The sequence below is a fragment of the Pseudomonas sp. Z4-20 genome, from assembly GCF_051131955.1.
In the GTDB taxonomy this organism is placed as follows: domain Bacteria; phylum Pseudomonadota; class Gammaproteobacteria; order Pseudomonadales; family Pseudomonadaceae; genus Aquipseudomonas; species Aquipseudomonas marvdashtae.
Window position 1 is genome coordinate 1584424 of the sequence record NZ_CP071641.1, and the last position, 14709, is coordinate 1599132.

Here is a 14709-nt window from a genome sequence, read left to right on the forward strand (position 1 = left end):
AGGGAGCGCCCATGGCGGCAGGATTGAAATGGATGCTGGCGGCTGCACTGCTGCCGTTGTGCGGGTCGCTGTGGGCGGCGCAGAAAGTCGACCTTGATTATCACGTCCACCTGTTGCCGCAACGCGATCAGGTCGAGGTGCGCCTGACCCTCGCGCGGGGCTCGGCGGTGCGCAGCCTGGATTTCGACCTCGGCGACGAAGGTCGCTACAGCGATTTCAAGGCGGACGGCCAATGGCAGCTCACTCCCGGACATGGCTCGCGAGGCGTTTGGCGTCCAGCCGCCGACAAGGCGAGCCTGACCTACCGCGTGCGCATCAGCGAATCGCGCAAGAACGGTTCTTTTGAGGCGCGCATGACCCCGGGATGGGCGCTGATGCGCGGCGATGACCTGGTGCCGCCGGCCAAGCTGGATCAGCAGGACGGCATCGAGTTGGTGTCGCGCCTGGAATTCGAACTGCCCGGCGGCTGGAAGAGCATCGAGACGTCCTGGCCGCGTATTGGCAAGCAACGCTTTCGCATCGATAACCCTTCGCGCTTGTTCGACCGGCCCACGGGCTGGATGCTCGCCGGCAAGCTCGGCAGCCGCCGCACGCGCCTGGGTGAGACCGAGCTCACCGTCGCTTCGCCCCAAGGCCAGGGCATGCGGCGGATGGACGTGCTGACGCTGCTGACCTTCATCTGGCCGCAAGTGCAGGCAGCGCTGCCGCGTCATCCTGCCAAGCTGCTGATTGTCGGTGCGAGCGACCCGATGTGGCGTGGTGCCCAGGCCGGTCGTGATTCGGTTTACCTGCACAGCCGTTCACCGCTGGTCAGCGAACGGGGCACCAGCCCGCTATTACGGGAATTGGTCCAGGTGCTGGCGCGCATCAACGATGACGATCGTAGCGACTGGATCGGCGAAGGGCTGAACGAGTATTACGCGATCGAATTGCTGCGCCGCGCTGGCGGCATGAGCGACGAACGTTATCAGGCCCTGAATGATCGCCTCGCCCGGGACAGTAAGGGCGTCACGACCTTGCGCGGCGAACAGGCGAGCCCTGCTATGGTGGCCAAGGCGGTGCTGTTGTTGCAGGAGCTGGACCGCGAAATCCGCCTGAAGACGCGCAACAAGCGTTCGCTTGATGACGTGCTACAGGGCGCGATGCGCTTGGAAACGGTGGATACCGAGGAGTTTGTCCAGCTCAGCGAGAGCATTCTTGGCGAACGTTCTACCGCGCTGGACACTCGGTTACTTCAGTAATTTCGCTTCATCGGTCGCACAGCCGAGATCAGAGCCCAGCCTTCGGCGAAACCAGCGAATCATTTCCGGTCACGGTGGCTGTGTCGGTCGCGGCCGTTGCATTGGCCTTCATGCGCGACAACTCATCGCCCGCCTGTTCAATACGGGCGCGGGCTTCGTGCAGATGCTGACGATTCCTTTCCAGCATGCTCTTGGCCGAGCAGTGCCCGGTGATGCCGCGGGCCAGGGCCATGCCGCCGATTGCCAGTTGAGCCAGGCCGAACACGCCGCCGCGGCGCAGGCCCTTGCCCATCATCAGCACCCCACCGGCCAGTGAACCAATGCGCTCCCAGCCGTGTACGTTTTGCGGGGTACGGGATTGAAAAGGGGTGGTCTCAACCGGCCCGAACGGATTGTTATCGCTCATGATCTGTCTCCAGTGTGGGGATTTGTATAAAGCTGACTGCCAGAGCGAATCCGTCGTTCCATCAAATTCGCGCCGATCAGCGGAATTGCGGACCCGAGCGCGTGTTGTTGCCTTTGGCCATGCGATCGTACAACACGACATTGACCGTGGCCGCCAGGTTCATGCAGCCGTTGGTGGGGATGTAGATTACGTCTTCGCACCAGTCGCGGATGTCTTTGTCCAGCGAGCCGTCTTCTGGGCCGAAGATGTACAAGGCCCGGTCCGGGTGCGTGTATTCGGGCAGCGGCCGGGCGCCTTCCACCAGCTCGACGGCCACCGGTACGCAGCCAAGTGGCAGGATCTTCTTCAGGTCGTCGATGCCGATCAGCGGGATGTCGTAATGGACTTTCTTGGTGTCGGTGACGAAGTCGGCGGCGCGTTCATAACGCTTGCCGGTATAGAACACCGACGCCACGCCGTAGCAACCGGCGGCGCGCATCACCGAACCGACGTTTTCCGGTGACTTGGGGTTGAACAGACCGATGCAGCTGTAGCGTTTGTTGGCCACGGACGGGGTGCCTTTGAGAAAAGGCGCGATTATACGGGGAATGCCGTTTACTTACGAAAAACGATACGCCCGTGGCGAGGGAACAGGCTCCCTTGCCCCCGATGGGGCCTGCTATTCGTCTTTTTTCATCAGTCCGGCCAATGCGGCGAAGGGGTTATGGGTCGCCTTGGCGATCTTCGGCGTGCTCAGGGAGCCGTCGCCAAAGTATTGCTGGTCGGTATAACGCGAGTGCTCGTTGTCGTGGCAGTACAAGCACAGCAGTTCCCAGTTGGAACCGTCCTGCGGGTTGTTGTCGTGGTTGTGGTCGCGGTGGTGAACGGTCAGTTCGCTCAGGCGCTTGCCGGAAAACTCACGGGCGCAGCGGCCGCAGACGTGGGGGTACATTTTCAGGGCTTTGTCGCGGTAGCCCATTTCCCGGTCGCGCTGGGCGTCGGCAAGGATGCGGTCCAGCTTGGCGGTGGTGGACGGTGGGGTGGACGAACTCATGGGTTCACCTCTGTGAAAAAGACTGATGACGGTTGGACAGAGTTTAGCTCAGCCCTTGAGCTTCTCGGCAATCCAGATGGTGTGGCGGGTGCCTTTGTTGCCGTGGGCGAAGACTTGCACCTCTTCAGCCTTGAAGCCGGCCTTCTTCAGCTTGTCGGAAAACTGCCGGTCAGCACTGGCCGACCACACGGCCAGCACGCCCTTGGGCCGCAGGGCTTTGGCGCAGGCGGCCAGGCCACCGGCCGAGTACAGCCAGCTGTTGGCTTTCTGGGTCAGGCCTTCGGGGCCGTTGTCGACGTCCAGCATGATTGCGTCGAAGCCCTGGGGCTCGGCTTGCAGCACTTTGGCGACGTCTTCCATGCGGATCACCGTGCGCGGGTCCGACAGCGGCCGTCCGGCCTTTTCGCCCAAGGGGCCGCGATTCCACTCCACCACGCCGGGAACCAGTTCGGCCACCACCACTTCGGCGCTCTTGCCCAAATGCTTGAGGGCCGAGGCGAGGGTGAAGCCCATGCCGAGCCCCCCGATCAGCACGCGCGAGCCAGGACGGCCGGCGACCTTGCGGCAAGGAATCTCGGCCAGGGCATCTTCGGAACCGTGCATGCGCGTATTCATCAACTGCCCGCCGTCACCGCCCTGGATCTTGATGACGAAGTCTTCGCCATATTCGAACAGGCACAGGGCACCGCCGTTGTCAGGGATGGGCGTGGTGTCGAGCAGAACGAAACGTTTCATGGAAATCTCATGGGAAGGGGCAGACTTGCCCGGTAGGGACTAGCCTCAAAGCAGACAATAGCCATGGAGCCATTGATGAAGTGCAGCATTCTAACGGCCATTGCCCTGGCGGCGCTCTCGATAAGTTATGCACAGGCCCAGCAGCCGACCATTCCAGTATCGCCGCCGGGCATTCCCGGTTCGCCCGGCACCGCCACGCCCATGCCGTACCCGCCGGTCGCGCCCAGTGGCTTACCCAAGGCCGGCCCCGGAAGTGGCGGCCCGCCCTTGTTGCCACCGATCGAAATGCCCAGGCCGCCAAAGGACCAACCGATACCGGGCCTGGAACCTAAGCCGCCGAAGGCCAAGTCGCCTGGTGGCTAGACCTGCTGCGACAGTAACTGTCCATCGGCCATGCGCAGGCGCTTGGACAGGGAGACGGCGAGGGCGCGGATGATCTTGGCGGCAATCTTCGGCGCGTCGTTGAGCATTTTTTCCAGGGAATCCTTGCCCAGGTTCAGCAACTGGCAATCAGTGGCTGCAATGCAACTGGCCGAACGCCGTTCGCCATCGAGCACGGCCATTTCGCCGAACGCCCGGCCGCTGCGCAGTGTAGCGATGGTGACGGGTTGGCCGTCAGGGCCGGTTTTTTGTACGGCCACTTGGCCGGTGTGAAGGATGCACATGAAGCTGCCAGCATCGCCCTCGTGAAATATCGCCTCGCCTTGGGCGATGGTGCTGATGCTGAAATAGCCCGACGCCGCGGCGAAGTCGACGGGCAGCAATTGGTCGAACAAGCCGCAGTCCATCAGCCAATCGCGAATCTGGTTGTTCAGTAAAGTCGGTTCTGACATGTCGTCACGGTCTTTTCTTGTGTTTACAGGGTCAGCCTGGCCTTGGGGGAGAACAGATGGGATGCCTGGCCAATGGAGCTAAGACCCGGCCATCCCACAGAGTTCCTCAGGCCCGTCCCAAAACCTTCAGGACAAATGCATATTCGAGCGCTACGTCACGCAATCCCTGATAGCGACCGCTCATTCCACCGTGGCCGGCGCCCAGTTCGGTCTTGAGCAGCAGCGGATTGTCATCGGTCTTGGTGGCCCGAAGTTTGGCCACCCATTTTGCCGCTTCCCAATACTGCACGCGGCTGTCGTTGTAGCCGGCGATAACCAGCATCGCCGGATACGCTTGGGCGCGAACGTTTTCATAGGGGGCGTAGGCCCTGATCCGATCATAGACCTGCGGCTCTTCGGGATTGCCCCATTCGTCGTATTCTGTGACGGTCAGCGGCAGCTCAGGGTCGAGCATCGTGTTGAGCACATCGACGAAGGGCACTTCGGCAATTGCGACCTTGAACAGCTCAGGGCGCTGATTGAGCACCGCGCCGATCAACAGGCCTCCGGCGCTGCCACCGCTGATTGCCAGCTGTTCGGCCGTGGTGTAGCCCTCGGCGATCAGGTGTTCGGCGCAGGCGATGAAGTCGCTGAAGGTGTTGTGCTTGTGCTCTTGCTTGCCGGCGCGATACCAGGCTTCGCCCAGCTCGCCGCCACCGCGGACATGGGCGATGGCGAAGGCGACGCCACGGTCCAACAGGCTCAGCCGCGCGTGGGAAAACCATGGATCGAGGCTCTCGCCATAGGCGCCGTAGCCATACAGATAGAGCGGTACCGGCTGGCCGAGGGCTTCACGTTTGACCACCAGGCTGATGGGCACTTGCGTGCCGTCCGGTGCTGTGGCCCAAAGGCGCTGGCTGACGTAGGCATCGGCGTCGAACGGACCCAGCACCGGGGTTTGCTTGAGTACGATCTGGTCACCGCTGGCAAGGTCCAGCTGGCGGATTTGCGCCGGACGGTTCAGGGCCTCGTAGCGCAGGCGAACGCGCTCGCTGACGAATTCCAGGCTGTTCTGCACGTGCAGGCTGTAGGCCGCGTCTGGCAATTGCACCCGATACGCCGGCAAGCCGTGTGGATGAACTTCGATGATCGGCAGACCGCCTTCGCGCAGGCTCAACGTCATCGCGCTGGCGTTGAGGCTCAGGCTATCGATCATCACCGTGTCGCTGTGGGGGATCAGCTGCTGCCAGTCAGCCTCGGTCGGCGCTTCGCCCGTATCGGCCGCCTGGTACAGCGCGTAATTGATGCCGTCGCGGTTGCTGCGGATGAACCAAGTCCACTGGCCGTCGAGCAAGCCGTGATCGACATCATATTCATGGTGCTCCACCCGTGGCGCCAGGCAGGTAAACGGCCGTTGCGGTTGTGTGGCGTCCAGCACCCAGATCTCGCTGGTGGTCTTGCTGCCCAGGGACAGGATCAGCTGGCGCTCCGAACTCGAACGGTAGCAGTGCAGGAAGAAACGCCCGTCCGGCTCATGGAACACCTCTTCGGCGGCCGTGCCGTCCAGGCGATAGCGCAGCAGCTTGTGCGGGCGGTGGGTGTCGTCCAGTTCGCCAAAGAACAGCGTCAGGCTGTCGTTGGCCCAGGTCATGCTGCCGTCGCAGTTTTCGAAGGAGAGTTCGCTGACCTTGTCGTTGGACAATTCCTTCACGAACAAGGTGTAGATCTCATCGCCCGTGGTATCCAGGCTGTAGGCCAGGCGCTGATGGTCGGGGCTGATGCTGAACGCACCCAGGGAAAAGAACCCACCGCCGGCCAGCGCGTTCGGGTCCAGCAAGAGTTGTTCATGGCTTTCATCGACGGTCAGGCTGTCGTCGGCCGGACGCGGGCAGCGGTAATGACGGGGGTATTCGTCACCGGCCGTGGTGCGGGTGTAATACAAGTACGGGCCCCAGGGCGAGGGCAGGGACAGGTCGGTCTCGAGGATCCGTCCCTTGATTTCCTGGAACAGCGTTTCGCGCAATTCGGCCTGATCGGCGAGTCGGGTTTCCTGATAACGGTTTTCGGCCTTGAGGTATTCGAGCACGGCGTCGGTGTCGCGCTCCTGCAGCCAGGCATACGGGTCGACACCGGCGTCCTTGCGGGCAATCGGTGCGTCGGGAACGTGGGCGGATAGGGGCATGAAAAAACTCTCGGGCTGGATACGAAAAGGGACAAGTGGCCGGTGACGTCAGTTCTGTTGCCGGACCGAAAAACTCACCATGCCAGCCAAGGGGCAGACACCGGGGCAGCCTGACGAGCGAAAAGCCGTTACTATAAGCGCCTCTTTGCCTGCCTTGCCATGGACACCATGACCGAGAACGACTATCTGATTGCCTGGGGCCTCTACGCCTTCGCCGCCTTGGGCTGCCTGCTGGTATGGATGCGCATGACCCGCTTCATGTGGCGCTGGTTGCGCGAGCCGCTGCGGCTGTTGATGGCGGTGCTGCTGTTCAGCCCGACCATCGTCGACCCGGTGAAGGAAAAGGTTGCGCCGGCGCTGGCAATTGTCGCCCTGGATGTGCTGTTCAAGGTTGGCAACAATCTCTGGCGCGCAGCGTCGGACCTGCTCATGTACGGCATGATCGCCTTCGGCCTCTACCTGATTGTCGTGCTGATCCGCTTCCCTATCGAACGCGCTTCAAAGGCCCGCAAGGAGCGAGCTGCCGCCGCGAAAGCCGCCGAGGCAGCCGAGCCTGACGACGAACCGCCGTTCGGCGTCGCCGGCGATGACCGCTACGGTCGCCCACCCGTGCCGAGCAACCCTCAGCGTTCGCGTATCGAACCGCGCCTGTAGCCAGGCCTCCCATTCCTCCAAGGGTTCGAGCATGTGTGAATTATTGGGCATGAGTGCCAATGTGCCGACCGACATCGTGTTCAGCTTCACCGGGTTGATGCAGCGCGGGGGCAAGACCGGACCACATCGCGACGGCTGGGGGATCGCCTTCTATGAAGGCCGCGGCTTGCGCCTGTTCCAGGACCCGGCCGCGAGCAGCGAGTCGGAGGTGGCGAACCTGGTGCAGCGCTATCCGATCAAGAGCGAAGTGGTGATCGGGCACATCCGCCAGGCCAACGTCGGCAAGGTCTGCCTGTCCAACACCCACCCGTTTGTGCGTGAGCTGTGGGGGCGAAACTGGTGTTTCGCCCACAACGGCCAGCTCGCCGATTTCCAGCCGGGCGTGAGCTTCTACCGCCCCGTGGGCGATACCGACAGCGAAGCGGCATTCTGTGATTTGCTCAACCGCGTGCGCCAAGCCTTTCCGGAACCGGTGGAAGTGGAGCAATTATTGCCATCGTTGATCGAAGCCTGCAGCGAATATCGCAGCAAAGGCGTGTTCAACTGCCTGCTCAGCGACGGTGACTGGCTGTTCTGCTATTGCTCGACCAAACTCGCGCAGATCACCCGGCGCGCACCGTTCGGTCCGGCGCGGCTCAAGGACGTCGACGTGATTGTCGATTTCCAGGCCGAAACCACACCCAACGACGTGGTCACGGTGATTGCCACCGAACCCCTGACTGAAAACGAAACCTGGACCCGCTACGAACCGGGCCAATGGAGCCTGTGGCGACGCGGCGAATGCGTCAGCCACGGCCGAACCGAATAAGGACGTCAGACTATGTTGCTCAGCTATCTACGGTTGGTGTTGTTCGCGGTGGGCCTGCTGGTCGGGGTCCAGGTGCCAGGCTTTGTCAGCGACTATGCCAAGCGGGTCGAAGCTCACCTGATCGAGGCGCAAACCGGGCTCCAGGGTTTCCAGGGCACCGCGAATCAATTTTTCAAGGGCGACATGCAGGCCTTGGTCGCGCATTACCGCGCCAGCGAGGACCCGATCTTTCGCAGCGATGCCGACAGCCTGAACACGTTGCTTGTGCGTCAGCAGGCGTTGGACAAGCAATTCCAGGCGATGCAAGGCCCGTGGTATATCCGCCTGCTGCAAGTGGCGCTGGCGGCCGATCCGGACATCCGCAAGGAAACCTGGAACGGCTACAGCTACCAGATCCTGCTGACGCCCGAGGCTATGATCTGGGGCATCAGCGGTGCCCTGTTGCTGTCGTTCGGCCTGGAATGCCTGTTCCGCCTGATCGACTGGGTCGTGCTGGGCGGCAAACGCCTGCGCCAGAGCCGGCCGATTGAAGAGCGCGACCTGCGCGGGCTCTGACCCGATTGTTCAGTGAGTTTCCTGTGGCGAGGGAGCTTGCTCCCGCTGGGCCGCGCAGCGGCCCCAAAACCAGACGCTGCGCAGTGTCTGGCTGATGATGCCCGGCAGTTTTGGGTCTGCTTCGCAGACCAGCGGGAGCAAGCTCCCTCGCCACAGAAGCGGTCCGCCTTTCCTGGCAATGCTCCGCCCAATCAAATTTTTCTTATGACCCGGCCAAGGTTTTATTCGTTGGACGCGATCGGCTGCGCGCTCAAGAATCGGGGCAACGGTCTCCACGCCAGCGTCGTTGAGACTCACAACAATAAAACCGTGGAGAACCACCATGAGTGCACCCGACACGCTCGGCGTCCCCCAGCCGCAGGCCCGTTCCGGCCCGTTCGACTGGTACCGCAACATCAACCAGCAGGAACGGCGCACGTTCTGGAGCTGCAAGATCGGTTATGCCCTGGACGGCATGGACACGCAAATGCTCAGTTTCGTGGTGCCGACCCTGATCGCCATGTGGGGCATCACCACCGGTGAAGCGGGGCTGATCCACACCAGCACGCTGATCGCTTCGGCCATCGGCGGTTGGGTCGCGGGTATTCTCTCGGACCGCATCGGCCGAGTGCGCACCTTGCAACTGACGGTGTTGTGGTTCGCCTTCTTTACCTTCCTCTGCGGCTTCGCCCAGAACTACGAACAGCTGTTGATCGCCCGCACGTTGATGGGCTTCGGCTTTGGCGGCGAGTGGACCGCTGGCGCGGTGTTGATGGGCGAGGTGATCCGCGCCAAGGACCGTGGCAAGGCGGTGGGCATGGTGCAATCGGGCTGGGCGCTGGGCTGGGGCATGACGGCGATCCTGTATGCGCTGTTATTCTCGGTCTTACCGCCGGAAGACGCTTGGCGCGCCTTGTTCATTCTCGGCATCGTGCCGGCGGTGTTCGTGATTTTCGTCCGCCGGTTGGTCAAGGATCCGGAAATCTACAACCAGACCAAGGCCCGGCTGACGCCGGAGAATCCGGCCAAGTTCTACGAGATCTTTGCCCCCGGCATCCTCTCCACCACCATCCGGGCTTCGCTGCTGACCACAGGCGCGTTGGGCGGTTACTACGCAATCACCTCCTGGCTGCCGACGTTCCTGAAAAACGAGCGCGGTTTGAGCGTGCTGGGCACCGGCGGATACCTGGCGATGGTCATCGTCGGTTCCTATGTGGGTTACGTGATCAGCGCGTACTTGAGCGACATTCTTGGCCGCAAGAAAAACTTCGTCCTGTTCGCCGTCGGCTCATTCACGATCGTGCTGCTGTACACGCAAGTGCCGGTGAGTAATACCGTGATGCTTTGGCTGGGCTTCCCCCTGGGGTTCTTCGCTTCGGGAATGTTCAGCGGCATGGGCTCGTTCCTCACTGAATTGTTCCCGACCCGCATCCGGGGCTCGGGCCAGGGTTTCTGCTACAACATTGGCCGGGCAGTGGCGGCGCTGTTCCCGCTGTTGATCGGTATTCTCAGCCAGAAGGTGCCATTGAGCGTCGGTATCGGTGCGTTCGCGGCGGTGTCCTACGGAGTGGTGATCCTCGCGGCCCTGAGCCTGCCGGAAACCCAAGGCAAGCAGTTGGAAGCCGAGTAACTGATAACCTGTGGGGCCAATGCCTCATAGCTAAAAAGAAAGAGCCTACAGGAGCGTTCACCGTGAACCGCCTGCTATTGAACTGCGACATCGGCGAAAGCTTTGGCAACTGGACCATGGGTCTGGACGCCGAGGTGATGCCCTTCATCGATTGCGCCAACGTCGCCTGCGGCTTTCATGCCGGCGACCCGAGCATCATGCGCAAGACCGTCAGCCTCGCGCTGAGCCACGACGTACGGATCGGCGCGCACCCGGCCTATCAAGACCTGGCGGGCTTCGGCCGACGTTCCATGGCCTATGGCGCCCAGGAATTGCAGGACCTGTTGCACTATCAGATCGGCGCCCTGGACGGTATCTGCCGCGCCCAAGGTGGCCGGGTCAGCTACGTCAAACCCCACGGTGCGATGTACAACGACATGATGGCCAACCCGGCGCAACTGCGCGCGGTAATCCAGGCAATCGCCGCTTATGACCGGCAGTTGCCGTTGATGCTGATGGCGACCCGGGACAACAGCGCCGCCCAAGCCTTGGGCGATGAGTACGGCCTGACGCTGTGGTTCGAGGCCTTCGCCGACCGAGCCTATGACAGTGCCGGTCACTTGGTTTCCAGGCAATTGCCCGCGGCGGTGCATCACGATCCCGAGATCATCATTGAGCAGGCCCTGACCATCGCCCGCGGCGATGCGCTAACGGCCAGCGATGGCAGCCCCTTGAATCTGCACGCCAACACCTTGTGCGTGCATGGCGACAACGCCAGTTCCGTAGCCGCCGTGCAGCGTATCCGCCAGGCCCTGGACGGGCAGAGCGCGCCATGAAGCCGCGCTTGGAAGTGGTGGCGGTGGACTGCCTGATGGTTCGCCTGTTCGATGAGATCGCCGAGACGAACATGCCGTGGATGCTCGCCGCCAGCGAGCGTTTGCGTGAGGTTTTTGCCGGCGACTTGATCGACCTGGTGCCGTCCTACACTACGTTGATGGTGCATTACGATTTGCTGGCCCTGACGCCGACCCAGGCCCGCGAGCTGATCGGCGAGGCGCTGAACAACCTTTCGCCGGACGCCGGCTCCGTCGGTCAATGCCATGTGTTGCCGGTGTGGTACGACCTAAGCGTCGGGCCCGAGCTGGTCCTGCTATCGAGCCGCAGCGGGTTGACGGTGGAGCAAGTGATCCGTCGCCACACCGAGCGTGAGTACCAAGTGTTTGCCCTGGGTTTCGCGCCGGGCTTCGCCTTCATGGGGCTGGTTGACCAAGAACTGGCCGCGCCGCGCCTCGACACACCGCGCAAACGCGTGGCGGCGGGCAGCGTCGGGATCGCCGAGCGCCAGACAGCGGCATATCCCGTGGTCTCGCCGGGTGGCTGGAACCTGATCGGTCGCACCCCGGCCAAACTGTTCGACCGTGAGCGCGACGGCTACAGCTTGATGCGACCCGGCGACACGGTGCGGTTTGCCGCCATCGATCACGCTGAATTCATCGCCCTGGGGGGCGACGACACTCCGTTGGAGGCCCAGGCATGAGTCGTTTGTTGATTGAGGCCAGCACACCGCTGTGCCTGTTGCAGGACAGCGGCCGTTTCGGCGTCAGGCACTTGGGCGTGACCCAGGGCGGCGCGGCGGATTGGCTGTCGATGAGCTGGGCCAATTGGATGTTGGGCAACGCGCTGGACGCAGCGGTGGTGGAGATCACGCTGGGCGGTTTTACCGTGGTGGCTGAAGAGGATTGTGTGCTGGCCCTGGCCGGTGGGGACCTGGGCGCGCGTATCGATGGCCAGCCTGTGGGGGCGTGGCGTTATTTTGCTTTGCGCAAAGGCCAGGTCCTGGCTTTCACACAACCGGTACTCGGCGCCCGGGCCTACCTGGCGGCGCCCGGCGGGTTCGACGCGCCCGCGATGCTGGGCAGCCGGGCGACGGTGGTGCGCGAAGAGCTGGGTGGCCTGGATGGGCGGGGGCGGGCGTTGAGTCGCGGCGAACACTTGAGTTATTCAGGCGCGGCGACGCCTCGGCCCATGCCGCACGCGCTGATTCCAGATTTTCAGCAAGCGCAGCCGCTGGATCTGATCCTCGGGGCGCAGAATGGTGCGTTCAGTGGAGGGAGCCTCTTCGACGCCTTCAATACGGTCTGGACGCTGGACAGTCGCGCCGACCGCATGGGCATTCGCCTGCTTGGCAAAACGTTGGAATATCAGGGCCCGGCGATGATTTCCGAAGGCATTCCGCTGGGGGCCGTGCAGGTGCCGCCGGACGGCCAGCCGATCGTGTTGCTCAATGACCGGCAAACCATCGGCGGCTATCCGCGCCTGGGTGCCCTGACGCCGCTGTCCCTGGCCCGGCTGGCGCAATGCCTGCCAGGGACGCCGGTGCGGTTGCGGCCAGTGGTGCAGGAGGTTGCGCATCGGCAGCAGGTTGAATGTCTTCAGGCGTTCTTGAAGGGTTGAAAAGCTTCGCGATCCGAAGGGATCGCGAAGAGTCATCACTGGCGCGAAGCGCTTATTTGGAGAGAAACCGCATCCCTTCCTCCAAGCCCCGCAAGGTCAGCGGATACATCCGGTCTTCCACCAACTCCCGCACGATGTTGGTCGAGGCGGTATAACCCCAGGTGTCCTTCGGGTACGGATTGATCCAGATGAGCTTCTTGTATTTTTCCATGAAGCGCTGCATCCACACATAACCGGCTTCTTCGTTCCAGTGTTCGACGCTGCCGCCGGCCTGGGTGATTTCATAGGGCGCCATTGCCGCGTCGCCGATGAAGATCACTTTGTAGTCGGCGCCGTACTTGTGCAGCAAGTCCTGGGTCGATGTGCGCTCCGAGGTGCGGCGCAGGTTGTTCTTCCACACCGATTCGTAGACGAAGTTGTGGAAGTAGAAGTACTCCAAGTGCTTGAACTCGGTCTTGCAGGCCGAGAACAGTTCCTCGCAGATCTTTACGTGGGCATCCATCGAGCCGCCGATGTCGAACAGCAGCAAGAGCTTGACGGTGTTGCGTCGCTCGGGGCGCATCTGGATATTCAGCAGGCCGGCGTCCCTGGCGGTGTGGTCGATGGTGCCGTCGATGTCCAGCTCTTCGGCCGCACCTTGGCGAGCGAATTTGCGCAGGCGACGAAGGGCGATCTTGATGTTGCGGGTGCCCAGTTCGACCTGGTCGTCGAGGTTCTTGTACTCGCGCTGGTCCCAGACCTTCACGGCCTTGCCCTGGCGCTTGCCGGCGTCGCCGACACGGATGCCCTCGGGGTTGAAACCGCCGGAGCCGAACGGACTGGTGCCGCCGGTGCCGATCCACTTGTTGCCGCCGGCGTGGCGTTCTTTCTGTTCCTCCAGGCGCTTCTTGAACTCTTCGATCAGTTTGTCCAGGCCACCGAGGGACTGGATCTGCGCCCGTTCTTCGTCGGTCAGCGAGCGCTCGAACTCCTTGCGCAACCAGTCTTCGGGAATCAGCGCCTGGAGGTGATCGTCGAGTTTTTCCAGGCCGTTGAAGTAGGCGCCGAACGCCCGGTCGAACTTATCGAAATGCCGTTCGTCCTTCACCAGGATCGCTCGGGACAGGTAATAGAACTCATCCATGTCGGCAAAGATCACCCGCTGCTTCAGCGCGTTGATCAGGTCCAGCAATTCACGCACCGACACGGGCACCTTGGCAGCGCGCATCTCATTGAACAGGTTAAGCAGCATGGCAATCGCCCTCGCTCTTGTTAAACGAAGAGGATCAGCGAGTGCCGCGACGGCTCATGAACGCCAGGCGCTCGAGCAATTGCACATCCTGCTCGTTCTTGACCAGGGCACCGGCCAGCGGCGGAATGGCCTTGGTCGGATCACGCTCGCGCAGCACCGCTTCGCCGATGTTGTCGGCCATCAGCAGCTTGAGCCAGTCCACCAGCTCGGACGTGGAAGGTTTTTTCTTCAGGCCCGGCACCTTGCGCACGTCGAAGAACACGTCCAGCGCTTCGCTGACCAGGTCCTTCTTGATGTCCGGGTAATGCACGTCGACGATTTTTTGCAGGGTAACGCGGTCGGGGAAGGCGATGTAATGGAAGAAGCAGCGGCGCAGGAAGGCGTCCGGCAGTTCCTTTTCGTTGTTGGAGGTAATGATGATGATCGGGCGCTGCTTGGCCTTGATGGTTTCGTCGGTCTCGTAGACGTAGAACTCCATCTTGTCGAGCTCTTGCAGCAGGTCGTTGGGGAACTCGATGTCGGCCTTGTCGATCTCGTCGATCAGCAGGATGACCCGCTCCTCGGACTCGAACGCTTCCCAGAGCTTGCCTTTCTTCAGGTAATTGCGCACGTCATGGACTTTGTCTACGCCCAATTGCGAGTCCCGCAGGCGGCTGACCGCATCGTACTCGTACAAACCCTGGTGGGCCTTGGTGGTGGACTTGATGTGCCAGGTGATCAGGCGCGCGCCGAAGGACTCCGCCAATTGTTCGGCCAGCATGGTCTTGCCGGTGCCCGGTTCGCCCTTGACCAGCAGCGGCCGCTCCAGGGTGATGGCGGCGTTCACGGCCAGTTTCAGGTCATCGGTGGCCACGTAGGCGCGGGTGCCTTCGAACTTCATCGGTATTTCCTCGAACGGAGTCGCCGGCCCGGCGAGGCGGGGCGCGCGAAATAGATATCGTGCCCGACTATAACGCGCGGCCCCGCCGACTGTGAACGCAGACGCTGTATTCAGTCTCTGAATGGGGCGT

The 14709-nt window shown here is 62.3% G+C and carries 17 protein-coding genes; 9 read left to right on the forward strand and 8 right to left on the reverse strand.

From position 1 onward, the window contains the following. The first annotated feature begins 11 nt into the window (after nucleotides 1-11). Nucleotides 12-1241 carry a hypothetical protein gene (locus J3P82_RS07385; protein WP_434561880.1) on the forward strand — a complete coding sequence of 410 codons (1230 nt, stop codon included), beginning with the start codon at nucleotides 12-14 and terminating at the stop codon, nucleotides 1239-1241. A gap of 28 nt (nucleotides 1242-1269) precedes the next feature. On the opposite strand, the gene J3P82_RS07390 is transcribed toward J3P82_RS07385, so the two are convergent. The 4 genes from J3P82_RS07390 to J3P82_RS07405 form a co-directional block, all read right to left on the reverse strand. Further along, nucleotides 1270-1647 (reverse strand): YgaP family membrane protein, encoded by a 378-nt coding sequence (locus J3P82_RS07390; protein ID WP_186614109.1) that lies wholly within the window; start codon nucleotides 1645-1647, stop codon nucleotides 1270-1272. A 76-nt stretch (nucleotides 1648-1723) separates the two neighbouring features. Beyond that, nucleotides 1724-2194, reverse strand: coding sequence for an RNA methyltransferase (locus tag J3P82_RS07395; RefSeq protein WP_030141187.1), 471 nt, complete (start codon nucleotides 2192-2194; stop codon nucleotides 1724-1726). A 111-nt stretch (nucleotides 2195-2305) separates the two neighbouring features. Continuing rightward, the gene (locus J3P82_RS07400; protein WP_434561882.1) at nucleotides 2306-2680 is read right to left on the reverse strand and encodes a YajD family HNH nuclease; all 375 of its coding nucleotides are present in this window, start codon (nucleotides 2678-2680) and stop codon (nucleotides 2306-2308) included. Nucleotides 2681-2728: 48 nt separating this feature from the next. Next, complete coding sequence (locus J3P82_RS07405; RefSeq protein WP_030141186.1) at nucleotides 2729-3415, reverse strand: spermidine synthase; 687 nt, start codon at nucleotides 3413-3415, stop codon at nucleotides 2729-2731. 75 nt (nucleotides 3416-3490) lie between these two features. Here J3P82_RS07405 and J3P82_RS07410 point away from each other — a divergent pair, with 75 nt between their 5' ends. Further along, the gene (locus J3P82_RS07410; protein ID WP_434561884.1) at nucleotides 3491-3778 is read left to right on the forward strand and encodes a hypothetical protein; all 288 of its coding nucleotides are present in this window, start codon (nucleotides 3491-3493) and stop codon (nucleotides 3776-3778) included. On the opposite strand, the gene J3P82_RS07415 is transcribed toward J3P82_RS07410, so the two are convergent. Both J3P82_RS07415 and J3P82_RS07420 read right to left on the reverse strand, forming a co-directional pair. Next, nucleotides 3775-4248: a cyclic nucleotide-binding domain-containing protein gene (locus J3P82_RS07415; protein WP_434561886.1), complete on the reverse strand. Its 474-nt coding sequence runs from the start codon at nucleotides 4246-4248 to the stop codon at nucleotides 3775-3777. The genes J3P82_RS07410 and J3P82_RS07415 overlap by 4 nt on opposite strands. A gap of 106 nt (nucleotides 4249-4354) precedes the next feature. Continuing rightward, nucleotides 4355-6409 (reverse strand): S9 family peptidase, encoded by a 2055-nt coding sequence (locus J3P82_RS07420; protein WP_434561888.1) that lies wholly within the window; start codon nucleotides 6407-6409, stop codon nucleotides 4355-4357. Nucleotides 6410-6568: 159 nt separating this feature from the next. Between J3P82_RS07420 and J3P82_RS07425 the strand changes: the two genes are divergently transcribed. The 7 genes from J3P82_RS07425 to J3P82_RS07455 all read left to right on the forward strand — a co-directional run bounded on the left by J3P82_RS07425 (nucleotide 6569) and on the right by J3P82_RS07455 (nucleotide 12468). Further along, on the forward strand, nucleotides 6569-7063 hold the full coding sequence (locus tag J3P82_RS07425; RefSeq protein WP_186636048.1) for an MFS transporter: 495 nt from the start codon (nucleotides 6569-6571) through the stop codon (nucleotides 7061-7063). Between the two features lie 31 nt (nucleotides 7064-7094). Beyond that, the gene (locus tag J3P82_RS07430) at nucleotides 7095-7871 is read left to right on the forward strand and encodes a class II glutamine amidotransferase (RefSeq protein ID WP_103310166.1); all 777 of its coding nucleotides are present in this window, start codon (nucleotides 7095-7097) and stop codon (nucleotides 7869-7871) included. A gap of 12 nt (nucleotides 7872-7883) precedes the next feature. Then, nucleotides 7884-8426 (forward strand): DUF2937 family protein, encoded by a 543-nt coding sequence (locus J3P82_RS07435; protein WP_025212399.1) that lies wholly within the window; start codon nucleotides 7884-7886, stop codon nucleotides 8424-8426. Between the two features lie 322 nt (nucleotides 8427-8748). After that, nucleotides 8749-10035, forward strand: a complete 1287-nt coding sequence (locus J3P82_RS07440) for an MFS transporter (protein ID WP_434561890.1) — start codon at nucleotides 8749-8751, stop codon at nucleotides 10033-10035. 62 nt (nucleotides 10036-10097) lie between these two features. Next, entirely contained in the window at nucleotides 10098-10850 is a 753-nt protein-coding gene (locus J3P82_RS07445; protein ID WP_434561892.1) for a 5-oxoprolinase subunit PxpA, read from the forward strand. Continuing rightward, complete coding sequence (pxpB, locus tag J3P82_RS07450; protein ID WP_434561894.1) at nucleotides 10847-11551, forward strand: 5-oxoprolinase subunit PxpB; 705 nt, start codon at nucleotides 10847-10849, stop codon at nucleotides 11549-11551. Before J3P82_RS07445 ends, pxpB begins: the two co-directional genes overlap by 4 nt. Next, nucleotides 11548-12468 (forward strand): biotin-dependent carboxyltransferase family protein, encoded by a 921-nt coding sequence (locus tag J3P82_RS07455; RefSeq protein WP_434561896.1) that lies wholly within the window; start codon nucleotides 11548-11550, stop codon nucleotides 12466-12468. The genes pxpB and J3P82_RS07455 overlap by 4 nt, the downstream gene beginning before the upstream one ends. A 52-nt stretch (nucleotides 12469-12520) precedes the next feature. Here the strand turns inward: J3P82_RS07455 and J3P82_RS07460 are convergent, their stop codons facing one another. Both J3P82_RS07460 and J3P82_RS07465 read right to left on the reverse strand, forming a co-directional pair. After that, the gene (locus J3P82_RS07460; RefSeq protein WP_305496176.1) at nucleotides 12521-13699 is read right to left on the reverse strand and encodes a vWA domain-containing protein; all 1179 of its coding nucleotides are present in this window, start codon (nucleotides 13697-13699) and stop codon (nucleotides 12521-12523) included. 34 nt (nucleotides 13700-13733) lie between these two features. Then, complete coding sequence (locus J3P82_RS07465) at nucleotides 13734-14579, reverse strand: AAA family ATPase (RefSeq protein WP_025212404.1); 846 nt, start codon at nucleotides 14577-14579, stop codon at nucleotides 13734-13736. Nucleotides 14580-14709: the final 130 nt, after the last annotated feature.